The organism is Paraburkholderia kururiensis (genome assembly GCF_034424375.1).
Taxonomy (GTDB): Bacteria; Pseudomonadota; Gammaproteobacteria; order Burkholderiales; family Burkholderiaceae; genus Paraburkholderia; species Paraburkholderia kururiensis_A.
Genome location: NZ_CP139965.1, coordinates 104,475 through 128,099, shown reverse-complemented (window position 1 = coordinate 128,099; position 23,625 = coordinate 104,475). Strand labels below are relative to the sequence as shown.

At 64.1% G+C, this 23,625-nt stretch carries 25 protein-coding genes; 14 read left to right on the top strand and 11 right to left on the bottom strand.

What is annotated here, in order from left to right; genetic code table 11:
* Positions 1-7 precede the first annotated feature (7 nt).
* From nifX to U0042_RS00570, 10 genes are all read left to right on the top strand, one after another.
* Positions 8-424, top strand: a complete 417-nt coding sequence (gene nifX / locus U0042_RS00615; RefSeq protein WP_114812196.1) for a nitrogen fixation protein NifX — start codon at positions 8-10, stop codon at positions 422-424.
* A complete protein-coding gene (locus tag U0042_RS00610) occupies positions 417-911 on the top strand; it encodes a NifX-associated nitrogen fixation protein (RefSeq protein ID WP_114812194.1) in 495 nt (164 codons plus the stop codon). Before nifX ends, U0042_RS00610 begins: the two co-directional genes overlap by 8 nt.
* 14 nt (positions 912-925) lie before the next feature.
* Positions 926-1,123, top strand: coding sequence for a CCE_0567 family metalloprotein (locus U0042_RS00605; protein WP_114812192.1), 198 nt, complete (start codon positions 926-928; stop codon positions 1,121-1,123).
* A gap of 40 nt (positions 1,124-1,163) precedes the next feature.
* Positions 1,164-1,469, top strand: coding sequence for a ferredoxin III, nif-specific (gene fdxB, locus U0042_RS00600; RefSeq protein WP_114812454.1), 306 nt, complete (start codon positions 1,164-1,166; stop codon positions 1,467-1,469).
* A gap of 12 nt (positions 1,470-1,481) precedes the next feature.
* Positions 1,482-2,054 carry a nitrogen fixation protein NifQ gene (locus U0042_RS00595; protein ID WP_114812190.1) on the top strand — a complete coding sequence of 191 codons (573 nt, stop codon included), beginning with the start codon at positions 1,482-1,484 and terminating at the stop codon, positions 2,052-2,054.
* Positions 2,055-2,153: 99 nt separating this feature from the next.
* Entirely contained in the window at positions 2,154-2,744 is a 591-nt protein-coding gene (locus U0042_RS00590; protein ID WP_198665351.1) for an oxygen-binding protein, read from the top strand.
* Between the two features lie 9 nt (positions 2,745-2,753).
* A complete protein-coding gene (locus U0042_RS00585; RefSeq protein WP_114812188.1) occupies positions 2,754-3,740 on the top strand; it encodes an LLM class flavin-dependent oxidoreductase in 987 nt (328 codons plus the stop codon).
* 93 nt (positions 3,741-3,833) lie between these two features.
* Positions 3,834-4,508, top strand: coding sequence for a molybdate ABC transporter permease subunit (gene modB, locus U0042_RS00580; RefSeq protein ID WP_114812186.1), 675 nt, complete (start codon positions 3,834-3,836; stop codon positions 4,506-4,508).
* 19 nt (positions 4,509-4,527) lie between these two features.
* Positions 4,528-5,277, top strand: a complete 750-nt coding sequence (gene modA, locus U0042_RS00575) for a molybdate ABC transporter substrate-binding protein (RefSeq protein ID WP_419150548.1) — start codon at positions 4,528-4,530, stop codon at positions 5,275-5,277.
* A 19-nt stretch (positions 5,278-5,296) separates the two neighbouring features.
* Positions 5,297-6,088, top strand: a complete 792-nt coding sequence (locus U0042_RS00570; RefSeq protein ID WP_114812182.1) for an ATP-binding cassette domain-containing protein — start codon at positions 5,297-5,299, stop codon at positions 6,086-6,088.
* A 52-nt stretch (positions 6,089-6,140) separates the two neighbouring features.
* Here the strand turns inward: U0042_RS00570 and U0042_RS00565 are convergent, their stop codons facing one another.
* From U0042_RS00565 to U0042_RS00555, 3 genes are all read right to left on the bottom strand, one after another.
* Positions 6,141-6,356 (bottom strand): DUF3820 family protein, encoded by a 216-nt coding sequence (locus U0042_RS00565; RefSeq protein WP_114812180.1) that lies wholly within the window; start codon positions 6,354-6,356, stop codon positions 6,141-6,143.
* Between the two features lie 91 nt (positions 6,357-6,447).
* Positions 6,448-6,921, bottom strand: a complete 474-nt coding sequence (locus U0042_RS00560) for a RidA family protein (protein ID WP_114812178.1) — start codon at positions 6,919-6,921, stop codon at positions 6,448-6,450.
* Positions 6,922-7,022: 101 nt separating this feature from the next.
* Positions 7,023-8,072: an SDR family oxidoreductase gene (locus U0042_RS00555; RefSeq protein WP_114812450.1), complete on the bottom strand. Its 1,050-nt coding sequence runs from the start codon at positions 8,070-8,072 to the stop codon at positions 7,023-7,025.
* A gap of 115 nt (positions 8,073-8,187) precedes the next feature.
* On the opposite strand from U0042_RS00555, the gene U0042_RS00550 reads away from it, so the two are divergent.
* Positions 8,188-9,204: an AraC family transcriptional regulator gene (locus U0042_RS00550; RefSeq protein WP_114812176.1), complete on the top strand. Its 1,017-nt coding sequence runs from the start codon at positions 8,188-8,190 to the stop codon at positions 9,202-9,204.
* Positions 9,205-9,451: 247 nt separating this feature from the next.
* On the opposite strand, the gene U0042_RS00545 is transcribed toward U0042_RS00550, so the two are convergent.
* A complete protein-coding gene (locus tag U0042_RS00545) occupies positions 9,452-9,892 on the bottom strand; it encodes a hypothetical protein (protein ID WP_157977857.1) in 441 nt (146 codons plus the stop codon).
* A 296-nt stretch (positions 9,893-10,188) separates the two neighbouring features.
* On the opposite strand from U0042_RS00545, the gene U0042_RS00540 reads away from it, so the two are divergent.
* On the top strand, positions 10,189-13,734 hold the full coding sequence (locus tag U0042_RS00540) for an autotransporter outer membrane beta-barrel domain-containing protein (protein WP_232833446.1): 3,546 nt from the start codon (positions 10,189-10,191) through the stop codon (positions 13,732-13,734).
* A gap of 93 nt (positions 13,735-13,827) precedes the next feature.
* Here the strand turns inward: U0042_RS00540 and U0042_RS00535 are convergent, their stop codons facing one another.
* Complete coding sequence (locus U0042_RS00535; protein WP_232833454.1) at positions 13,828-14,499, bottom strand: protein phosphatase CheZ; 672 nt, start codon at positions 14,497-14,499, stop codon at positions 13,828-13,830.
* A 690-nt stretch (positions 14,500-15,189) separates the two neighbouring features.
* On the opposite strand from U0042_RS00535, the gene U0042_RS00530 reads away from it, so the two are divergent.
* Together U0042_RS00530 and U0042_RS00525 are read left to right on the top strand one after the other, a co-directional pair.
* Entirely contained in the window at positions 15,190-16,863 is a 1,674-nt protein-coding gene (locus tag U0042_RS00530) for a methyl-accepting chemotaxis protein (RefSeq protein ID WP_114812170.1), read from the top strand.
* Between the two features lie 16 nt (positions 16,864-16,879).
* Positions 16,880-17,422, top strand: coding sequence for a chemotaxis protein CheW (locus U0042_RS00525; protein ID WP_114812168.1), 543 nt, complete (start codon positions 16,880-16,882; stop codon positions 17,420-17,422).
* A 121-nt stretch (positions 17,423-17,543) separates the two neighbouring features.
* Here the strand turns inward: U0042_RS00525 and U0042_RS00520 are convergent, their stop codons facing one another.
* The 6 genes from U0042_RS00520 to U0042_RS00495 form a co-directional block, all read right to left on the bottom strand.
* Positions 17,544-18,620 (bottom strand): protein-glutamate methylesterase/protein-glutamine glutaminase, encoded by a 1,077-nt coding sequence (locus U0042_RS00520; RefSeq protein ID WP_114812166.1) that lies wholly within the window; start codon positions 18,618-18,620, stop codon positions 17,544-17,546.
* Positions 18,621-18,632: 12 nt separating this feature from the next.
* Entirely contained in the window at positions 18,633-19,442 is an 810-nt protein-coding gene (locus U0042_RS00515) for a CheR family methyltransferase (RefSeq protein ID WP_114812164.1), read from the bottom strand.
* Positions 19,443-19,637: 195 nt separating this feature from the next.
* A complete protein-coding gene (locus U0042_RS00510; RefSeq protein ID WP_114812162.1) occupies positions 19,638-21,701 on the bottom strand; it encodes a chemotaxis protein CheA in 2,064 nt (687 codons plus the stop codon).
* Positions 21,698-22,021 (bottom strand): STAS domain-containing protein, encoded by a 324-nt coding sequence (locus U0042_RS00505; protein ID WP_114812160.1) that lies wholly within the window; start codon positions 22,019-22,021, stop codon positions 21,698-21,700. Before U0042_RS00505 ends, U0042_RS00510 begins: the two co-directional genes overlap by 4 nt.
* Before the next feature lie 26 nt (positions 22,022-22,047).
* Positions 22,048-22,416, bottom strand: coding sequence for a response regulator (locus U0042_RS00500; RefSeq protein ID WP_114812158.1), 369 nt, complete (start codon positions 22,414-22,416; stop codon positions 22,048-22,050).
* A gap of 8 nt (positions 22,417-22,424) precedes the next feature.
* Positions 22,425-23,579 carry a methyl-accepting chemotaxis protein gene (locus U0042_RS00495; protein WP_114812156.1) on the bottom strand — a complete coding sequence of 385 codons (1,155 nt, stop codon included), beginning with the start codon at positions 23,577-23,579 and terminating at the stop codon, positions 22,425-22,427.
* Between the last annotated feature and the right edge of the window lie 46 nt (positions 23,580-23,625).

The window sequence follows — 23,625 nt, the reverse complement described above, 5'->3', positions numbered from 1 at the left end:
CCTACCCATGAAAATCGCATTCGCGACCCAGGACAAGGTGCATGTCGATGCGCACTTCGGCTGGGCCAAAAGCATCGTTACCTACGACGTGACGGCGGAGGGCCACACGTTCGTCGAAACGTTCGACTTCGGCGGCAAGCTGGAAGAAGACGGCGACGAAGACAAACTCGCGCCCAAGCTGGAAGCGGTCAAGGACTGCGCGATTCTGTATGTCGCCGCGATTGGCGGGTCCGGTGCGGCGCGTGTGGTCGCGCTGAAGATTCATCCCATCAAGGTGCCGCAGCCGGAGCCCATCGAAGGCATCCTGGTGAAGCTGCGCGACGTACTGAAAGGCACGCCGCCGCCATGGCTGCGCAAGGCGCTCGCGAAAGACGGGGCACGTTCATACGATTTCGAAGAGGACGACGAGGTATCTCATGGCTGAAGCCGTCACCGACAACACGCACGCGGACACGGAAGGCGACGCGTCGCTGCTCGCCACGCCGTTCGTGCAGCAGCTTATCCGCCAGTTGCGCGCGCAGGACACGCACGGCACGTGGGAAGGCAAGAGCGATCTGCAATTGCTGAAGCCGTACATCCTGACGCCCGAAGAGCGCCGTGCCATTCCGATCATGGGCGACCCCGACCCGGAAACGCTCTGGCATCTGGAGCTGTTCTACAACGCGATTGCAGTGGCCATCGAACGCGAAACCGGGCAAATGGTGTCGCCCATGATGAAGATGAGCCACGAAGGATTCGGCCGCATGGTGCTGATTGCGGGGCGGCTCGTGGTGGTCAACAAGCAGCTGCGCGACGTGCATCGCTTCGGCTTTCCGTCGCTCGCGAAGCTGGCCGAGGCGGGCGGCAAGTTTCTCGGCGAGGCCGTCGAGATGATCCGCACGTATCCGGCAGTCGCGCAATACGGCGCGTGAAAGGGGAGAGCACGATGAGCGATGCCGACGAACTGAAGGCGCGTCTGAAGAAACTCAACGCGCAGGCCACGCAGGCCAAGATGGATCTGCACGATCTGTCCGAGGAATTGCCGACGAACTGGGAACAGATTCTCGTCGTCGCGCAGCGTTGCCACGATGCGCACGCGGCGCTCATGGACGCACGCAAGGCCGCAGCCGCGGCTTCGGCGTGAGCCTGCCAGAACCACGGCCAGACCACCCTTAGAGGCGATCATGAGCGACACCTTCAGCGTGACATTGCCGAGCGGCGAGACCTGGACGCCGACCTTCGTGTCGACGCTCGACGAGGAAAAATGCATCGGCTGCGGCCGGTGCTTTCGCGTGTGCCCGCGTGGCGTGCTCGAACTCGTGGGGCTCGACGACGAAGGCGCGCACATTCGTCTGGACGGCGACGACGAAGACGACGAGTACGAAAAGAAGGTGATGACCATCGCGCATCGCGAGCTGTGCATCGGTTGCACGGCGTGCGCGAAGATCTGCCCGAAGAAGTGCTATACGCACGTGGCCGCGCAGATCTGAATACATTGCGTCATGGACTTCCACGCCACCCTGATGCGTCACGCGGTGAGCACCGACAATCCGACGGTGCTCGCGCTGGCCGGTGTGCTCGCGTCCGCATTCGAACAGGACGGCGTGCACGTGCTGCCCATTCGCGGGCTCGACGTGCAGCAGACGCAATGGCTGCTCGACCGCTGGTTTCCCGGTGTAGAGGCCGCGCTTGCGCCTGCGTGGACCTCGGCGTCCGCTTCAACGGCGCAACACGGCTCGCGCTACGACGAAGTGGAAGACCTCGTCATGCTGTTCGCCGATCACGTCGATGCGCGCGCGGGCACATGCGAAGAAGCCACCTGTGTGGGACATGCGCTGGCGTGCGCGTGCCTGGGCGCGAATCATCTCTGGCAGGACCTGCGATTGCCGTCGCGGCGCGAGCTTTCGGCGCTGCTCGGGTACTGGTATCCGCGGCTCGCCGCAAAAAACGTCCACGACATGAAGTGGAAGAAGTTCTTCTACAAGCAGCTGTGCGAACGCGAGGGGCTCTTCGTCTGCAAGGCGCCCAGTTGCGGCGTGTGCACGGACTACGCGCACTGCTTCGGGCCCGAGTAGCGCACATGCGATTCCGGCGTAGTACTTGCTTTGGCATGGGCATCGTTATGTATCGCGATATATAGCCGACAAACTGGACAAGACCTCCGACACACGCTCATGGAACCCACTTCTGCGGCCACGCCGCGTGCGCGCTGGACACCGTGTACGCGCGCCTGCTACCGGACCTTGCGCTGGCCGGTTGCGCAATCGTCGCGCGATCCCGTATTGCACGGCGGGCATGCCATCTGTCCGCCGATGCCGGCGCCGCCGCATCGTCTGCTCGCCATCTGCGAGGAAGCGGGTTTGCGCGAACTCGTGCGGCAGCACATGCACCGCCTCAGAACGACTCCGCTCTTCATTCACGCGGGCGACTGCTTCGACTGCGTGACGGAGCGCGTGGCCGACTACGTCGTGGAGGCGTGCGGCGGGCCGCTCTACTACAGCCAGCGTCATGCGCACCTGCAGGCGGGCGCGGGCTTGCCGCTATTGCTCGACGAAGAGGGACGCGAGTTGTGGCTCGTGCAGTTGTGGCACGCGTTCGACGACGTGGACTTTCCCGCTGCGCTGCGTGCCGACTTCTGGGGCTGGGCCGAACCGCTTTCCGTTCATCTGCTCGCGCCGCGCGCGCGTCACGATGGGCTCACGCGCTACGCCTACGACACCGTGCGCAGCTGGTTTGCGGCACCCGCTCGCGATCTGAATCGCTAGACCTGAACCATGTCCGATCTCGTACAACGCTACGGCGTGTTTCTCAACGTCGAAAATCCTCACGACGATGCGCGCGACGCCCTTCGGCAAACCGTTCGCACCGGCATGGCCGCGGAACAGATGGGCTTTCGCGACGTGTGGGTGGCCGAGCATCACTACAGCCCGTTCGCCATCGGCAGCGCGCTCACGGTGCTGCTTTCGCACATTGCGGCGGGCACGTCGACCATCCGGCTCGGCACCGGCGCATCGCTGCTCGCGTTGAACGACCCGCTGCGCGTGGCGGAAGACGTCGCCTCGCTCGATCTGCTGAGCGGCGGGCGTATCGAATTCGGGGTGGCGCGGGGCGGTCCGTTTCCCGCGCAGTATCGTCCGTCGGGCATTGCGTCTGCGGAGGTGGCGCGCGAGCGCATGCACGAAGCGCTCGCGTTGATCGAGCGGCTGTGGACCGAACGCGACACGTGCTTCGAGGGGCGCTTCTTTCGCTACGAAAGCGTGGCCGTTTATCCGCGTCCGTTACAGCGGCCGGTGCCGGTGTGGCTCGCGAGTCTGAGCGGGCAGTCGCCGCAGATCGCCGCGCAACACGGCTACGGTCTGATGGCCGCGCCTTCCGCGGATCTCGATCAGGTCGCGGAACGGGTAGCGGCGCAGCGCGCGCAACGCGGCGCCTTTCCCTTCGCGATCGCGCGTTTCTTCCACTGCGATGAAGACGGGCGGCGTGCGATGGAGCACGGCATCGAAGCCGTGCGCGCGTACCCGCGGCTGATGGGCGTGCACTTCCCGCCCGGCAAGCTGCCGCCGATGTTCGCGCCCGATGCGTCCAACGACGTGATTCTCGCCAACGCGATCATCGGCGACCCCGAGCAGTGCATGGCGCGCGCGAAGGCGTTGAGCGCGCGGCTCGGTGCGCATCGATTGCTGCTGAAGCCGGCGACGCACGATGCAGAGAAAGCGCGCGCCTCGCTCGCGTTGTTCGCGCGTGCAGCGGGGCTCGGTTGAACGTGATCGCGCTATACGACGATGGCCGGCGTGCATGGCTTGCATCTTGCACTACCTGCTGCATCGCCCGATTCATCACACGGATTGTCGGAAATGTCGGATTCCCTACATTCGATGGACTGGTCGCCATTCTGGCTTTCGCTGCGCGTAGCCGGCATTGCGACGGCGCTGGCGCTCGTCGCGGGCATTGCGCTGGGCTGGCTCTTTGCGCGCCGGCGCTTTCCGGGCAGCGCGATGCTGGAGGCGGTCTTCATGCTGCCGCTCGTGTTGCCGCCCACGGTGATCGGCTACGGGCTGCTGGTTGCGGCCGGCCGGCGCAGCGTGGTGGGCGGCTGGCTGTATCGGCAGGTGGGTTACACGGTCGTCTTCAACTGGCACGGTGCCGTGCTCGCGTCGGCCATCGTCGCGTTGCCGCTCGTGCTGAAGTCCGCGAATGCCGCCTTTGCGGGCGTGGACGGCTCGCTCGAAGCTGCGGCGCGCACGCTGCGCCAGTCGCCGTGGTCGGTGTTCGTGCGCGTCACGCTGCCGCTCGCGTGGCCGGGCATTCTGGCCGGCACGTTGCTGGCCTTCGCGCGCGCCATGGGCGAGTTCGGCGCCACGCTCATGGTGGCGGGCGACATACCGCACCAGACGCAGACACTTTCCATGGCCATCTACGACGCCATGCAGGACGGCCGCGATCAGGCCGCGTTGCTGCTGGTGTTCGTCACGTCGGCACTCTCTATCGCGGTGCTGGTGCTGTCGGGCCGCTTTCTTTCTCTTCGCTGACTTCGTGAGGTGATTCGTGATACGTCTTCGCGCCGTTTTGTTCGCCATCCTGATTGCAGTGCTACCTTGTGCCGTGTTCGCCCAGCAACTCACCGTTTCGGCCGCGGCCAGTCTGACCGAGGCATTCAACGAGGTGGGCGCGAAGTTCCAGGCGTTGCATCCGGACGTGACCGTGCGCTTCAATTTCGCGGCCTCCGGCGTATTGCTTCAGCAGATTCGCGAGGGCGCGCCTGTCGATGTATTCGCGAGCGCGGACGAGCAGACGGTGACGCGCGGCGTGCAGGCAGGGCTGTTCGATGCCGCGACGCGGCGCGACTTCGCGGCGAACGAACTGGTGCTGATCGTGCCCGCGGCGCAGGGTTCGCCCGTGAAGAGCGTGGCGGATCTTTCGAATCCGGCCGTGCGGCGAATCGCGATCGGCAAGACATCGACGGTGCCCGTGGGTCGTTACACGCAACAGGCCCTTGAAAAAGCGCTGCTCTGGAATGCGCTTACGCTGAAATTCGTGCAGGCCGACAGCGTGCGCCAGGTGCTCGATTACGTGTCGCGAGGCGAGGCCGAAGCGGGCTTCGTCTATCGCACCGACGCCGTGCTGATGCCCGGCAAGGTGGAGATCGTGCAGACGGTGGGCGGCCACGACCCGGTGACCTACCCCGTCGTCGCGGTCAGCGCGAGCCACGAGCAGGCGCTTGCGAAGGCGTTCATCGACTACCTGCTGAGTCCTGCCGCGCAAGGCGTTCTGAAGCGCCACGGCTTCTCGCAGCCGTGAGCCGTGACGTAGCCGCACGATGATCGATATCGACCTTGACGCCACCGTCTGCGACGGCGCACGGCGTTTCACGCTTGCCACGCGTTTTATGTCCGATGCGCAGGTAGTGGCGCTTTATGGACCCTCGGGCGGTGGCAAGTCGATGACGCTCAGGGCCATGGCGGGGCTGCTGACGCCGCAGCACGGGCATGTGCGGATCGGCGCGCGCGTGCTGTTCGATTCGCGCGAGGGCATCGACCTGCCGCCGGAGCAACGCAGCGTCGGCTATCTGTTTCAGCACTACGCGCTGTTTCCGCATCTGAACGTGCGCGACAACATTGCGTTCGGGCTGACGAACTGGCGACGCCGCCGGCTTTCACGCGACGACGCGCGACATGTGGAGGAACTGCTGGAGACGTTCGGACTAGCCGCGCTGGCGTCGAGTCGTCCCGCGACGCTTTCGGGCGGGCAGCAGCAGCGCGTGGCGCTGGCACGCGCGCTGGCGTGCCGACCGCGCCTGCTGTTGCTCGACGAACCGTTCGCTGCGCTGAACCCGCTGCTGCGCGACGATTTGCGTGCGCAGCTGGCGGACGTGTTCGCGCGTTGGCAGATGCCTGTCGTGATGATCACGCACGACATCGACGACGTGTTGGCATTGGCGGATGTTGCGTTCGTGGTGGAGAGCGGCCGCGTTGTTCGCGAGGTGGATGTGCGAAGCGGCGAGTCGCGGGCTATGACTGCTCGCGCGCTGTCGCCGGAGCGTGGCACGGCACCGCTCGATGCGCGCGCGCACCGCGTGCGGGAACTGCTGCACGTGCATGCGGCGCGGTGACAGGCGTGGGAACGTGACGGACGCTGGCGGCCTGCCTTGATGCGATGGCGCGCTAGTCGCGTTTGCGCAGCGGATCGAGCAAACCGCGCAGGCCGTTATGGTCCATCTCGTGCATGAGGGCGAGCAGCCGTCCGATCTCGCCGCGCGGAAAGCCTTCGCGGGCGAGCCAGTTGAGGTAGTGGCCCGGCAGGTCGGCAATGAGCCGGCCTTTGTATTTGCCGAAGGGCATGGCGAGCGTGACGAGGCGTTCGAGGTCTGGGGCGGACATGGGCGATATTGTGCACGGCTTTGCGCTCGTGCAGGGTGGAGCGCGGCCGGATGTTCGATGCGTGTCGCCGTACGCTCCTTCAATCGCGGCTTTACGAGGCGTCTTCGCCGTACAGTTCGAACACGCTGTCGATTTCGACCGGAATGCCCATCGGCAGCGTGTGCACGCCAATTGCGCTGCGGGCAGGCAAATGGTCCGCGCCGAACAGGTCCAGCAGCACGTCGCTCGCGCCATTGGCCACCTTGGGATGCTGCGTGAAAGACGCCGACGCGCGCACGTACACGGTGAGCCGCGTGCAGCGCCTGACGCGATCCAGTCCGCACTGTTCGTGCAGACAGGCCAGGATCATCAGCATCGTCAGCTTTGCGCAGTGCTGCGCGCGTTCGATCGTCATGTCGTCGCCGACCACGCCTGCAACCGGCGCGCCGTTTTCGAAGGGTCCGAGGCCTGAAACGTGCGCCTGGTTGCCTACGATGGATACGGTCCGATACGAACCGAGCGGCGCAATGGGTGGGGGCAGAACCAGTCCGAGTGTTGCGAGACGCGCTGTTGTCGTTTCAGGCATGGCGTTTTCCTCAAGCAAAAAATTGCAGTGCGTTCGACGATGTCCGGCATCGCGGTGGGTGAGACGTTACCAGTAACTTCGCAAGTGCGTGCGCGAGGCGGCTAGCGGGTATCGCGCAGCAGCCCGAGCCGCACGAGGCTTTCCGCGGTGGCCACGATGGCCTCTTCGCGCGGACGAGGCGACCAGCCGAGCAGGCGCATGGCCTTTTCGCCGGTGGCATTCAGATTCAGGCCCAACAGCGGCAGGGACCCTCTCAGCGCCGGGTCCCTGAACGCACCGAGGCGCACCACCCAGTTGGGCAGCACGCGTGTGGAGACACGCCGCGCGGCCGGACCCATACGCGCTTTCAGCACGCGGGCCACGTCGGCCAGCCACATGCTTTCACCCGCGATGGCGAGAAAGCGTTGGCCCCTCGCGGCTTCATGGGTCATGGCCCGCAGATGCAGATCGGCCACGTCCCGCACGTCGACGAAACCGCAGTTGATCTTCGGGTTGCCCGGCTGGCCGTCCAGCATGTTTTTGATGAGGCGGATGGAGTGGGAATAGTCGGCGCCCAGCACGGGCCCGAGCACCGCGACGGGGTTGATCGCGCACAGTTCCAGCCCTTGGCCTTCGCGCGCGACGAAGTCCCAGGCCGCGCGTTCCGAGAGCGTCTTCGACTTCTGATACGGCCACACATTCGTGCTCGTGAGGTCGCTCCAGTCGGTTTCGTCGAAGGGCCGCGTCATGGGCCCATGTCCCGCGCAGATCGCGCCGAAAGCGGACGTCAGCACCACGCGCCGCACGCCGGCGTCGCGCGCGGCGCGCAGCACGCGCAGATTGCCCTCCACCGCGGGCCTGATCCAGTCGTCTTCGTTTGCCTGCTCGCCTGTGGGCGTGGGCGACGCCCCATGCATGACGTACGTGCAGCCGGCAGCGGCCGCTGGCCAGCCTTCATCCGAACCGAGATCGGCGAAGACGAACGACAGGCGGTCGCCGGCATCGACTCCGCCTGTCTTGAGGTGCTCGCGCACTTCGGCCTCGCGCGCGAGCGAGCGGACCGTGGTGCGCACACGATAGCCGTGGTTCAGCAGCGCCAGAATGCAGTGCTGCGCAATGAATCCGGTTCCTCCGGTGACGAGAACCGATACGTCGTTGTTGTTGCCGTTCATGATCATGTCGATAAGGACCCTCGGCGTCCCGTCCGCCGCGCAGATTGCCGACCGCGCTGCGTGCAGCGACCGGGACGAAGAACCGCGAGATTAAGGTCCAACCGCGGGATTGTTAATGCTCTATAGTCCGGTTTACTTGCGCAACCGTACGATCATGAGCGCCGATCCCTTCTCTGACATCCTCAAATTCACGAACGCGGAATCGCTCGCGACAGGCGGCTTCACGGCCGGCGGCACCTGGGCCGTCCGTTTTCCGGTGCCGGAGAAGATCAAGTTCTTCGCGGTGGTGAAGGGCTCCTGCTGGGTTGCTATCGACGGCGAAGCGGAGCCGATCCGTTTTGAAAGCGGAGACGTGGGCCTCCTCACGGCGAGGCGCGCTTTCGTCCTGGCGAGCGATCCGGGTGTTCCGCCCGTCGACGCGATGACGGTGTTTTCCGGCGCGGGACGATCGGCCGTCCGGTTGGGCGAGGGCGACGACTTCGCCCAGATCGGGGGACATGTTCTGCTCGATCCGGCAAGCGGGCGGTTGCTGTCGGACGTGCTGCCGCCGTGGATTCACGTGCCGGCCGCCTCGCCGCAAGCGACGACGTTCCGGTGGCTTCTCGACCAGCTCGTGGAAGAGCGTGCGGGCGATCTGCCTGGGGCACAGCTCGTGTCGGCACAACTCTCGCAACTGCTCTTCATTCAGATTCTGCGGGCGCACCTGAAGACGTCCGGGCCCATGTCGGGGTGGCTGCGGGCGCTGGGCAACCCGCGCATTGCGCCCGCGCTACGGTTGATGCACGACGATCCCGCACGCGCCTGGCGTCTGGAGGAGCTTGCCAGCGCATGCGCGATGTCGCGCACCACGTTCGCTTTCCACTTCAGGACGAGCGCGGGCGTTGCGCCGCTGACCTATCTGGCCGAATGGCGCATGCGCCTCGCCGAGCGCCGTCTGCGCGAGGAGAACACGCCGGTCGCCGTGGTCGCCCAGGCGCTCGGCTATTCCTCCGAGAGCGCATTCAGTCATGCCTTCAAGCGCATGACCGGCCGTTCGCCGAAGGCGTATCGCCATGCCGCAGGGGCCGCGGCATCGCCTGCCGTGGTGAAAGACGTTGCCGACGCCTTCGTCGCGGACCACAGCGCCGATTGATCGGACCGTCTGACGTCGGGCAGGCAATGCATTTATGGCTCGCTGTTATGGCCTCGTCTCAATTGGCATCGGCGAAAAGAATTTCCGTTTACTTGCCGCATTGACGCAGCTCTCCTTTTGCATGGCAGATACATTTTTACTGATTAAGGGGCGGCCTTAGCATAATGCGAGGTAAAAACAGGATCGCATTTCCATATAGTGGGATGAAATAAAAGAGGTGAGGGGCGCGCCATTCATTCCTCGCCACTTAATGCAATGAGCCAGTTCCGACACTAAAAGCACGGCGCGCCTGCGGGTGCTTTTTAATCCAATACGCCACTTCGCTGATTCGCCGCCCGCCCGAATAATCCCGAATCCCTACGACCGTGAGATAACGCGGCTTGCCGTCGCGGCCGACGCATCTGCTAGCGCCCGCAGTGGCTTTCAGACAGGCTCTCAGAAAGATCCCGCCGCGGGCGCGGACCCGCCTGCAGCGGGCTTCCGAGCCCGTCCGGCGAGCCATTTGAGGTTTGTTGAGCATCTCCTGCGCGGCTTTGCCTGGGATATTGCTGCGCAATAAAAAGATAATCGCAAACGTTTGCCTATTTGCAGTATCGCGCGCCAATCGTTTGCGCCATGGTAATTCGTTGCTGCCCTTTAACGATTGAAAGAGGTGTAAGCGCCATTTCCCTCTATTTGAGAAAATCATTTAACGATCCTTTGCATTTGATTTTTTGAAATTTCCTTATATTCCGCACTCGTGCAGGGACGTGGATTTTTACGGATAAAAGTCCCCTTCCGTCGAATCCTTCAGCCGCCGTTCGAAGCCCCGGCGTCCCGTGCTTCGAACATAGACGTAAAACAATCCCAAAAAGGCATACGCGGAAAATGAAAAAAGAGCGCTTACCCCACGAGGCGTCGCACTGTGGCGCCAATTTGCGCAGGAGCCGGCATCAAATTTCCTGCATCACGCTGAATCCCCGTCCGAAGGCGACAACGCTCGCGGTGCTCGGCTATATCGCCCTGATTCCCGCGCTCGCTCACGCGAACTGCACGACGTCGGGCACGACGACCACTTGCGACACGACCACGCCGTCGCCATGGACGACGATGATCGGCACGGGCCCGACGGAAGCATCCGGTTCCCAGGTGACGGTAGGCCCCAATGCACAGATCGTCGTCGGCAACAGCAGCGCCATCGCGCTGTCGGACAACGCGAACATCGTCGTGCAGTCGGGCGCGCTGGTGCAGAACAGTGCGACGAACACCACCGGCACGTACGGCACGGGCGGCAATACGATCGATTTCCGGAACAACAGCACGTTGACGGTCGAGCAGGGCGCGACGGTGCTCGCCAACGGCACGGAGAGCGACGCGGAGGCCGTCAATCCGGAGGGCACCGGCAATACGATCATCAACAACGGGACCATTCGCGGCGTCAATTCGGCGGCCATCTGGTTTCAGAACACGTCGGGCACCAATACGGTCATCAACAACGCCACAGGCGTCATTCAGGCGCCGGGCAACGTGATGGGGGCGTCGGGCAACGGCGCTGTCGTGTTCACCAACCTCGGCAAGGTGGTGGGCAACCTGGTCTTCGCAGGCGGCAACGACACGCTGAACATGTACACCGGATCAAGCGTGTCGGGCACCATCAACGGCGGCGGCGGCAGCAATCTGCTGACGCTCAACGGCACGGGCACCGACACGCTGCCCACCACGATCACCAACTTCCAGACGCTGCAAAAGAAGGACAGCGGGACCTGGACGATCACGAATCCGATCGGCGGCATGGGCGTCACCTCCGCCGAGGTCCAGCAAGGCACGCTGGTTCTGACCGGCAACAACGCGAGCTATACCGGCTCGATGCTCGTGGACGAGGCGGGCACGTTGCGCGCGAGTGCGCAGAGTCTGCCGGGCGCGGTGACGGACAACGGCCTCGTGCAGTTTCAGCAAGACACGGCGGGCACCTACACCGGCCTCGTGAGCGGTTCGGGCGCGGTGGAAAAAGACGGCACGGGCACGCTGACGCTGGCGCCCGCCGCCGCGGGCGGCAACACCTATACCGGCGGCACGGTGCTGAGGCAGGGCGTGCTCGCGGTCGCGGCGGACAGCGCGCTCGGCGGTACGTCGGGCGGCGTGACCTTCGACGGCGGTACGCTGCAGTTCGGCGGCGCGTTCGATCTTGCCGGCACGCGCGCGCTCTCGGTTACTTCGAACGGCGGCACGATCGACACCCAGGCCTTCGACTCGACGATCAACCAGAGCATCAGCGGTTCGGGCGCGCTCGACAAAACCGGCTCGGGAACGCTGACGTTGAACGGCGCACTGGTCGGTCCGATCGCTGCCGAGGTTCAGCAGGGCACGCTCGTGCTGAACGGCGACGGGTCGTCTTTCACGGGAAGCGTGACGGTGGACCAGCCTGGCGTGCTGCAGGCCAGCGCGCAAAGCCTGCCGCCCACCGTAACCAACAACGGTCTCGTGCAGTTCGAGCAAGGCGTGGACGGCGTCTACACAGGCGCCATCGGCGGCTCGGGCGTGGTCGAGAAAGACGGTGCGGGCACGCTGACGCTTGCGCCCGCCGCGGCCGGCGGCAATACGTACACGGGCGGCACCGTGCTGAAAGCGGGCACGGTCTCCGTGGCGGCGGACAGCGCGCTCGGCGGTACGTCGGGCGGCGTGACGTTCGACGGCGGCGCGCTGCAACTGGGCAGCAGCTTCGATCTGGCCGGCACGCGCCCGGTATCGATCACGTCGAACGGCGGCACGATCGATACGCAGGGCTTCCAGTCGACCATCGCGCAAAACATCACGGGCGCCGGCGCCCTCGCGAAGATCGGCACAGGCACGCTCGTGCTCGACGGCGTCAACACGTATTCGGGCGGGACGTCGGTGGCGGCCGGCACGCTCGTGGTGGGTGATGCGTCGAGCGCGGGGGCGTCGGTTGCGGGGCCGGTCACGGTGGCAACGGGCGCCGTGCTCGGCGGCTACGGCACCGTCAATGGCGAGGTCACGAACAACGGGACCATCGCGGTGGCCAATGCGTTGCCGTCGGCAACGGCAACGGCGGGCGCGCCGGGCAGCTTCACGATCAACGGCCAATTGACGAACGCGGGCCTCGTGCAACTCGGCGGCGGCGCGCAGGCCGGCAACACGCTGAACGTCAACAGCTATGTCGGGCAAAACGGCGTCATCGCGCTCAACACCGTTCTCGCCGCGGACAATTCGGCTTCGGACAAGCTCGTCATCAACGGGGGCACGGCGACGGGGGCCACCACGCTAAAAGTGACGAACGTGGGCGGCCAGGGCGCGCCGATCGTATCGAACGGCATCGAGGTCGTGGCGGCCACGAACGGCGCGACCACCGATACGAGCGCGTTTACGCTCGCGGGCGGCACGGTGAAGGGCGGGGCGTACGAATACTACCTGGCGAAGGGCGGCGTGAGTGCGGACACGTCGCAGAACTGGTACTTGCGCAACACGGTGCCCGCCGCGAGCAGCGCAGCGGCGACAAACGCGAACGGTAGCGGCGCGTCCACCGTGAGCGCAGCAGCGGGCACGCCGGCATTGCCGGAGGCGAATGCCCATGCGGTCACGCTTTATCGCCCCGAGGTCGCGCTTTACGCACAGGTTCCGGGCGTCATGCGTCAGCTCGACTGGATGCAGATCGACGAGTTTCATTTGCGTCAGGGCGACCAGATGCTGCTGAACGAAAAGGGCAGCCTGCCGGCAGGATGGGGTCGTGTCTGGGGCGCGCATAGCGTGCTGTCGGAAGGGGGCGATGTGAGTCCGCAATTCGACGGCTCGATGGGCGGCGTGCAGGTGGGACACGACATCTGTGCGGACGGCACCCCGGGCGGCCATCGCAACCACTATGGCTTCTATCTCGGCATGGCGCGCGCGACGGGCGATGTCAGCGGATTTGCGGTGGGCGTGCCGGGCGCCGGCGTCGGACATCTCGCGGTCAACGCATACAGCCTCGCCGGCTATTGGACACACATCGGGCCGAGCGGCTGGTATACGGATGCGGTCATTTCCGGCAGCGCACTCGCGGCGGATACGACATCGAGCGACAACATCCGTTCGGGCACGCACGGTACGGCCGTCACGGCATCGATCGAAGGCGGCTTGCCGCTGCCGATCGGGCATGGACTCACGGTGGAGCCGCAGGCGCAACTGGTCTACCAGCATCTGTCGATCCGCGATCTGAACGACGGCGCCTCCAGCGTAGGGTTCAGCAGCGGCAATAGCGTGCTGGCAAGATTCGGCGTTCGGTTCGAGGGCACGTGGGACGCGCTCGGCGCCGCATGGCAGCCCTATGTGGGGTTCAACGTGTTGCACGCGTTCGCGAGCGGCGACCACCAGACCTATGACGGCGGAACGTCGATCGGCACGCCGGTCAATCAGACAACGGCCCGCATCGACGTCGGCGTGGTCACGAAGTTCTCGAAGCACGGCAGTGCGTATGCGGCTGTCAACTGGGGCACGAATCTGGACGGCGAGCACGTGCGGACCGTTGGCGGCAATGTCGGCGCGCGTTGGTCGTGGTGATTCGGCGGCGGCGATGAACACCGCCGCCTTCTCGCGCTATCTGCGTGGGGCGGCGGTGTTGCCGAACGGGTAGCAGCCGGTGCGTAGCCGCGTTCAGAACCCGAGGCTGGCAAGCAGGTCGTCGACCTCGGAGTCGTCCAGTTTCTCCAATGCAGGGCGTGCGGGTGATTGAACGGGTTCGCCTTCCGTCGTGATCTGGGCCGCCTGCGACGCAGCGAGGTGCTCGAGCTTTTCAGGCGCGACACTTTCCAGCAGCACGGCAAGCAGTTCCCTTTCGATCACGAGAATGATGTCGAGGACTCGGCGGATCACTTGTCCGCCCAGATCCTGGAAGTCCTGCGCCATGAGCACCGTGAGCAATTGGGTGTTGGTCGTACTCGCGGTGTCCGACGCCTTCGAGAGGAATGCCTTCGTGTCGTTCAGGAGATGACGCGTCTTCTCGCGTTCACCCGGCGCCGCGTACCACTGCGTCCACCGGGCGTCCAGATCGCACGCCAGTTTTTCGAGTTCATCCTGAAGCAGTCGGGCCGAGTCGGTCGCATTCAGCGTGCAATCGGCACGCTGCTCGAAAACAGATGCCACATATCGAAGACCGTCACGGGCTTCGGGCACCACTTCCGCGGCCAGCAGGAGGCGTTTGTCGAGACCGAGTTCGCGCAGGGAATCGTGCAGTACCCGGGTCAGCTGTCCCACGCGGGAAAGCGTTCGTTCGGTCGCTTGAGCGTCCGTAGTACCTTGCATATGAATCTCTATTGACGGGTTCATGTTCACATCGCGCTTACGGCGCGCGCGGCCTGGGTGTTCTCCAGCATCGGCGGCTCCGTGACGTCGGGTTCCAGCGCGTTACGCGCAGCGCGCCTGATGCTCGCCGCGTTACCGGCGTCACGTTGACGGACACAGGGCCACGGTATCAATAACGGCCAGGGAGGACGTTACTGTAGGGCGAGTTCTACCAGGGATAACGATGAACCGTGCTGGAGGGTCGTGCGCTTCCCTTGGAGGCGTGGCTGATTTTCAGGCGCTCATTTGAAAACAATTTGACGTATATCAATTGAGAAAAAATGGCGTATGAATCGCCTTTAGCAAATCAAGCGACGGCAGGGCGCGATCACCTCGAAAAAAGCGCGACACTTCTTTAGCAATGAAATACCGGCATGTTGAATCGCTATGATGCGGACTGCATTTTCAGTGAAATAAAGCGCATCGCGGCGATCGCGCTCGATGCGGGCACTGGATGATTTTTCAAAAAAATCGCGACATGCGCCGTTCGCCTCGCACGTTACAAACAATTTTATGGAAGAGGGATTAAGACGTAGTCGTCGCCAACCGATATCCACGTCTATAAGCAGGGCTCGCACCGACGCGGATGGCGGCGGTGCCCGCGATTTAATCCGTCCCCGTAGTAGCGATTGAACACAAGCCCTGTTGAATCCCTTTTTCAAGGACACTTTCACTATGCTCGGTAATATCAAGATAGGCATCCGCCTCATCGCCGCATTTCTCGTCGTCGCATCGGCCAGCGGTATCGTGGGCATGGTCGGCATCAGCAACGCCAGCAAGCTCAACGAACTGGCCGACCACCTGTACAGCAACGAAGTGCTCGGCGTGTCTTACATCAAGGAAGCCAATATCGACCTGATTTATATCGGGCGCGCTCGCTCCAATGCGCTGTTGGCCACCACGGCGGAAGAGCGTGCGAAGTTCCTCGACATGATGAACAAGTCTTTCGATTTGTTGAAAAACAACATGGAAAAGGCGCGCCCGCTCATGACCTCGGAAAAGGGCAAACAGTTGCTGGACGACTTTTCGCGAACCTGGGAAGCGTACCTCCGCGATCAGGCAACGCTCGCTCCGCTCATCAGTGCGAGCAAACTCGCCGACCACGATCCCGCGCTGACGGCCGCGCTGGCGGCGGTACGCGAAAAGGCCAACGTGCTCGACGACACGATGACCCAGCTCGCGCAGGTGAAAGAGGCCGCCGCGAAGCAGGCATCCGAGGAGACCTTCACGTTGTACGAGCAAAGCCGCTCGCTGATGATCGGCACCATTGTGGCTGCTTTGGCTCTGGGCGCGCTGCTCGGCTTCGTCATTAGTCGCGGTGTAAGCAAGCCGCTAGGGCAGGCGCTGGACGCCGCCAACCGGCTCGCCGACGGCGACCTTACGGTTCGCATCGAATCGAAGAACCGGGACGAGGTGGGGCAACTGCTGCGCGCGATGCAAAACATGATTACGAAGCTCTCCAGCGTGGTGGGTGAAGTCAATAGCGGCGCCGAAGCGCTTGCGGGTGCGGCCGAGGAAGTCAGCGCGACTGCGCAATCGTTGAGCCAGGCGTCCAGCGAACAGGCGGCCGGCGTCGAAGAGACCAGTGCGTCCATCGAGCAGATGACGGCGTCGATCTCGCAGAACACCGAGAACGCGAAAGTGACCGACGGCATGGCGCAGCAGGCCGCGAAAGAAGCCACTCACAGCGGCGAAGCGGTTAAAGCCACCGTCACGGCCATGAAACAGATTGCGCAGAAGATCGGCATCATCGACGACATCGCTTACCAGACCAATCTACTGGCGCTGAATGCGGCCATCGAGGCGGCACGCGCGGGCGAACACGGCAAGGGCTTCGCCGTGGTGGCCGCCGAGGTGCGCAAGCTCGCCGAGCGCAGCCAGGTGGCGGCGCAGGAAATCGGCACCGTGGCGGGCTCCAGCGTCGAGCTGGCCGAGAAGGCCGGCGCGCTGCTCGATTCGATGGTGCCCAACATCAAGAAGACGTCGGAACTGGTGCAGGAAATTACGGCCGCGTCCGAAGAGCAGTCGTCGGGCGTCGGGCAGATCAACGTGGCGGTCAGTCAGTTGAGCCAGACGACGCAACAGAATGCCTCCAGCTCCGAGGAACTGGCGGCAACCGCCGAAGAGATGAGCAGCCAGTCCGAGCAACTGCGGCAAGCCATGACCTTCTTCCGCCTTGCAGCGGGCGGCAACACGGCGCGCGCGGGCGACGCCGGCAGCACGCGTACCTCGGCTGCACATACGCGCGCGCATCGTGCGGTGAAGCCGGCCGGCGGCCTGGCATTGGCGCCGGCGCTCGCATTCGCCAGCACCGAGATGCCCGACGAATCGCAATTCGCGAAATTCTGATGCGGGGGCTCGAATCATGAACCAGACTCTCGCTTCCGGCGCATTGCGTGCGCACATCAACGCGCCCGAAACGGCGGACATCGCCGAGCCCGCCCAGGTGCTGACTTTCATGCTGGCCGGCGAAGCCTTCGGAATCGGCATTCTGTCGATCAAGGAAATCATCAGCTACACGGCGATGACGACGGTGCCGATGATGCCGGCGTTCGCGCGCGGCGTCATCAATCTGCGCGGCGCGGTGGTGCCGGTAATGGATCTGCTCGCGCGCTTCGGCAAGCCCTCGTCCGAAGTAACGAAGCGCACGTGCATCGTGATTGTCGAAGTACAACTGGAAGGCGAGCGGCAAGATATCGGCATCGTGGTGGATGCCGTGAACGAAGTGCTCGACATTCCGGCTTCGGAGATCGAGCCGCCGCCGTCGTTCGGCTCGTCCATTCGTACCGAGTTCATTCAGGGCATGGGCAAGGTACGCGGCAAATTTGTGATCCTGCTCGCGTTGCAGAACATGATGTCGGCAACCGACATGGCGGCGCTCCAGGCCGTTGCCGAAACCGCACATTGACGTACGCTGACGCACGTTGACGCATATTGAAATAAGCAGCGCCATCGAGCCGCAACGGTCTACACCGTTGCGGCTCGATGCGTTTACGCGTGTGGATGGGGTTCGAAGCGTCGCGCGGCACTCAGGACCGATGAGCCTGAACCAGCGCGATTTCCTGACTGATGGCGGACAGCGGTACGACCTTGTCGACGCCGCCGCGTTTGATCGCCTCGCGAGGCATGCCGAACACGACGCAGCTCTCCTCGTCCTGCGCAAGCGTACGCGCGCCGGCGGCGTGCATCTCGGCAAGCCCGGCCGCGCCGTCGTCGCCCATGCCCGTCATGATGATGCCGAGCGCATTGCGGCCCGCGCTACGCGCGACCGAGCGAAACAGCACGTCGACCGACGGGCGATGACGATTGACGAGCGGCCCGTCGATAACGTCGACGAAATGCTGTGCGCCGCTGCGCCGCACGGCCAGATGCTTGCCGCCGGGCGCGATCAGCGCGCGCCCCTGCGCCACGCGATCGTTGGGCTCGGCTTCCTTGACCTCGATCTCGCAAAGGCGATTGAGCCGCTCGGCAAACGCGGCCGTAAATTTTTCGGGCATGTGCTGCACGACCACGATGCCAGGAGAGACGCGCGGTAGCGCCGTCAATACGACTTCGAGCGCCTGCGTGCCGCCCGTCGACGTGCCGATTGCCACGATGCGTTCGGTCATCTGCGAGAGTGCCCCGGGCATGCCCGGCGGCAGCACCGCATCGGCGGTGTGTTTAGGCACCGGCACGACCACGGGATGCCGGCGGGCGAGCCGCGCCGCATTCACGCGCGCTGCGGCGCGAATCGTCGTGGTCAGTTCGTCGGCCGCTTCCAGCAGAAACTGCTTGAGCCCGAGCCGCGGCTTGGCGACCACGGACACGGCGCCCGCCGCCATCGCGTCGATGGTCGTGCGCGCGCCTTTTTCGGTGAGCGTGGAACAGATGACGACGGGCGTGGGCCGTTCCGCCATGATTTTTTTTAGGAACGTGATGCCGTCCATGCGCGGCATCTCGACGTCGAGCAGAATCACGTCGGGCCAGCCGTGCGCGAGACGGCTCATGGCCGCGATGGGGTCCGCGACCGCATCCATTACGTCGATGCCGGCTGCTGTCAGCATGCCGGACACCACCTGTCTGACGACTGCGGAGTCGTCCACGATCAATACACGGATTCGAGCCATCGATATCTCGCCTCAATGCCCGGCACGGCCGGGTTTGCGAAAGATCGACGGCGCGACCGGGATCAGGTCGATGCCGAGATCGTGCAGGCTTTCCGAGTGCCCGATGCAGAGATATCCATCGGGACGCAATAGCGACACGACGCGCTGAACGACCTCGCGTTTCGTCGCCGCGTCGAAGTAGATCATGACGTTGCGCAGGAACACCACATCGAAGCGCCCGAAGTCGGGCAGCGGCGCGACCAGATTGGCCTGCGCGAAACGCACGTGCTGGCGCAGCGAGCGGTCGACGAGCAGCGTTCCTTCCTGCACACCCGTGCCGCGCAGGCAAAACCGTTTCCGGTAATCGGCCGGCATCTGGCGCGCGCGAATGTCGGGGTAGTGGGCGCGCTGCGCGGCCTGCAACATGCGCGTGCTGATATCTGTGCCGACGACTTCGAAAGACCGTCCTCCGAGGCGATCGGCCAGCACCATGGCGATGCTGTACGCCTCCTCACCGCTGGAGCAGGCCGCGCTCCAGGTGCGGAACACCGGTGCGCGGGCGTCGGAAGCGACCGTGCCCAGGAAGTCGAAGTGTTTCGGCTCCCTAAAGAAATACGTTTCGTTGGTGGTCAGCAAATCGATGGCGATCTGCCGCTCGGCGCGATGCGCGTCGCTGGACACCAGCGCAAAGTAGTCGCCGTAGCTTTCCAGCTGGCATGCGCGCAGGCGCTTGGCCAGCCGGCCGCTGACGAGCGCCTTCTTCGCCGGCGCGAGACTGATTCCCGCCGCGTCGAAAATGAAGGCCTGAAATTGCCTGAACTCGGAATCGGTGATGGCTTCCATCTGTGCTCGCTATTGCGGGTGGTGCGGCATACGGCATGCCGTATGTGTCGCCGGCGCTGATCAGTAGGAAACGAACCTGATGTCGAACATCTCTGCGCCAGGCAGGAACGTGAGGTATGGCGCGGAGTGCGGCACGGCATCCGGCGCCGCGGTCTGGGGCAGGGTGGAGCGAGTCATGGGTCGGATACTCGGGACCTAGCAGATTGCGAGAGCCGCGCTCCCGGAGTTCGAACCCGTGGGTCCGGCCATGGCCATCAAATCGGCGATGTCGAGAATCAGGGCGACTTCGCCACTCCCGAGAATCGTCGAGCCGCTCACACCGCGAACCTTGCCGAACACTTTCGAAAGAGGCTTGATGACAGTCTGCGCTTCACCAAGCAGGCGATCGACAAGCAGACCGAAACGTTGGCCGGCATGCTTGACGACAACGATGTTCGGGCGTGCGCTTACCGGCCCATCCAGTTCGAAACGCTCGCGCAGCCGGATGAACGGCAGCACCTGGCCGCGCAGATCCGTGTAGTCGTGCATGCCGCTCGCCGAAAATTCGACGCACTCTTCGACGGCGTCGAGCGGCAGGATGAAGATGGAATCGCCCACGCAGACCTGAAAGCCGTCGATGATGGCGAGCGTGAGCGGCAATCTCACCGAGATCGTGGTGCCGATGCCCGCGCGGCTCTGGATGCCGATGCTGCCGCGCAGTGCGGTGATGTTGCGCTTCACCACATCCATTCCCACACCGCGGCCCGACAGGTTCGTGACGCGTTCGGCCGTCGAAAAGCCCGGCTCGAAAATGAGCGCATAGACTTCGTCGTCGGAAAGCGTCGCGTCCTGGGGCACCAGCCCGCGCTCCACCGCCTTTGCAAGGATGCGGGTGCGGTCGAGCCCGCCGCCGTCGTCGCTCACCTCGATCACGATAGAGCCCGAGTCATGGAAGGCGTTCAGCGTCACCGTGCCCTGTTCCGGCTTGCCGCGCGCGCGGCGAATGTCCGCAGGCTCTATGCCGTGGTCCATCGAATTGCGAACGAGGTGCGTCAGCGGATCGCCGATCTTCTCCACCACCGTCTTGTCGAGTTCGGTGTCTTCGCCTTCGACGACGAGGTCGATGCGCTTGCCGAGTTCCTGCGCGACGTCATGCACGACACGGCGAAAGCGATTGAACGTCGCGCCGATTTTGACCATGCGCAGTTGCAGGGCGCTGTCCCTCACCCTCTGGATCAGACCGTTGAGCGTTGCGGCGGATTCGCGCAGCTCCGTGTTCTGCGTCTTGCGCGCGGCAAGCTCCGTGCTGGCCGAGGCCGTGATGAGTTCGCCGACCAGATCGATCAGATGGTCGAGCTTGTCGGCGTCGATGCGAATCGAGCGCGAATCGGCGGATTTGTTCTCGCGCGTGGTGCCGCTCGTGCGGGCCGGCGCTGCGGCGGCAACCGTTGCGCCTTGCTCGGGCGAGTGAGGCTCCGCAATCGGATCGGCATCGTCTGCGGCTTCGGCGGCGGACTGTATCGGCGGTGCCGCGGTTTCGTCGCTATCGGTGCGGATTTTCAGCTCGCAGTCGTCGCGAATGAATTCGAAAGCGCCTTCGATAGCCTGCCTGCCCGCGTCGCTGAGCAGTTCGATTTCGAACCCGAGAAAGCAGGCTTCGGGATCGAGTGCATCGAGCGAAGGCACACGGTTGCTGTTCGCGCTCACCCGTGTCACCTCGCCAAGCCGCGCAAGATAAAGAATGATGGAGAGCGGGTCCATTCCGTTGCGCAACACCGGTTCGCCGCATTGCAGAGAGATCAGCCACCGTTGCATCGATGGCGCTGCGGTGGGTGCGGCACGGTCGTCCGTTGCGGCATCGGAACCGGTTGGCATCGCGTGTTGCGGCGCCTCGAGATAGCGGCCCAGCGCATCCACCAACGGCTGTGCCTGCGCAAGCAGGGCCTCGTCTGTGCAATTTCCGGTTTCCGCCGTGAGCTCGACGAGCAGGCCGATGTGGTCGCCGCATGCGAGCAGCAGCGAGATCAGCGATTCGTCGACGCCGATCTCGTTGTCGCGCACGCGGTCGAGCACGCTTTCGACCACGTGCGTGAACGCCACGATGCCGTCGATACCGAAGAGTCCCGATGACCCCTTGATCGTATGCGCTGCACGGAAAACGGCGTTGATTTCATCGCTCGGATCAGCGCTTTCGCGCATGCTGAGCAGGCCGTTTTCCATCAGCCCGAGCAACTCGCGACTTTCGACGACGAAAGTCTGCAGTGCGTCGTCCATATTCATAAGGCTGGCTCCTGAAGCGCCGAAAGCGTGTCGACCGACGGCTGCGCCTGCGTCAACGTCTGGGCCACACCGAGCAGCGCGAGCGTCGCCAGCACGGCATCGTTCGCACCGACGAATTCGCAGGCCTGCTGACGCTCTGCTGCACGGCGTCGCGCGGCGACGAGCAGTTGCACACCGGCGCAGTCGATCTCCGGCACGGCCGACAGGTCGAAGTGCACGCAGGGGCCGCGCTCCAGCACGTCCAGCATGAATTCCTTGAGTTCCGCGGCGTGATAGATCGTCATCGGCAATTCGATCGGCGCGGTATAGGCGGCATTCATCGCAGGGGCTCCGTCGTCGTGGCGATTCAAGGCAACACCAGCTTTTCGACGGCGGCGAGCAGTTGCGGCGGCTGGAACGGTTTGACGACCCACGCCTTGGCGCCGGCCAGCTGGCCCTCGCGCTTTTTCGCGTCCTGGCTTTCCGTGGTCAGCATGACGATCGGCGTGAACTTGTAGGCGGGCATCTGCTTGACTGCCTTGATGAACGCGATGCCGTCCATGTTCGGCATGTTCAGGTCGCTGATCATCAGATGAACCTTCTGCCCTTGCAGTTTCGCCAGCGCATCTTTGCCGTCGCATCCCTCGATGACCTGGTAGCCCGCGCCCCGCAGTGCAATGCCGACGACTTGGCGCACCGACGCGGAATCGTCGACGATCATGATGGTCTTAGCCATGGTGGTCCTCAAAAGAAAGTAATGTCGGAGTTCGAACTAACTGGTTGCGTTTGGATCGGCGCGTGTTTTTGAGCCTGGGCGTTGCCCCGATGCAGCGCGCGTTCTTCGGCCATGGCATAGGTGCGCTCGAGTTCGTCGAGCAATTCCGCCGCATCGAGCGTCGGCAGGGCCTCGCCGGCTTTGTATTGCGCGCAGTGTTGGTCGACGACGGAGGGCAGGCGTTCGATGTTGGCCTTCACGTGCTGCATGATCTGACTCACGCGGTCCTGAAACTGCAACTGGACCAGTGCTTCGTATACCTCTGCCTTGATGCTGCGACTCTCGCCGCGCAGCAGTTCGGTGGCCGATTCGAGGGACGAAGTGAACTCGCGAAAGCGAACCAGCACCTGCTCGATGGCGTTTTGAGAGTCGGACATGGCGACGGTGTCGTGCTCCGCCGTCTGCTCGGCGGCGTTACATGCGGAGACGATCGCGTCGCGGATCGTGTCGATCTTGGCCGCGATGCTCACGCCCGTTTCGCTCGATCTGCGCGATAACGCGCGCACCTCCTGCGCGACGGTTGCGAATCCGCGCCCCACGTCGCCCGCATGCGCTGCCTCGATGGCCGCGTTGATCGCGAGCAGGTTGGTCTGTTGCGTGACGAGCTTGATGGCTTCCACCATGTCGCGCAGTTCATCGATGAAGCCGTGCAGCCCCTGCACTTTGGCGAGCATTGCGGCCTTGCTGTCCACTGCGGCGCGCAGCCGTTGCACGACGGCCTGCAACTCGAGTTCGCTGGAGGCGTAAACGTCGTTGCCGCCGGAGGCGCCTTCGCCGCTAGTCGAAACGCCGAGCACGGTGTCGAGTCGCGAAGCAATGTCGCCGAAGCGACCGCTCAGCGCGGTAATGGCTTCTTCCATCTGCGCGCGTGACGCTTCGATGTGCCGGGCCCAGACGGGAGCAAGCTCGTCGCTGAACGCACGCTGGCTGTCGAAATACCGCGACAGTTGTTGCAGGACGCGCAGGTCGGCGTTCCGCTGCCATACGCCGGCCACGATGCCGGCGATTGCGAGGCCTGCTCCGACGGCCGCACCGCTGACACTGAACGACGAAAAGGCGAGGCAAGCCAGCGCGCCGGCGCATCCCAGAACGGGAGCGAGCAGCCAGACAAATCTATCTTGCATATGCGTGATCGGCTTATGGATAATCTTTGAACGCCACGAGAACGAG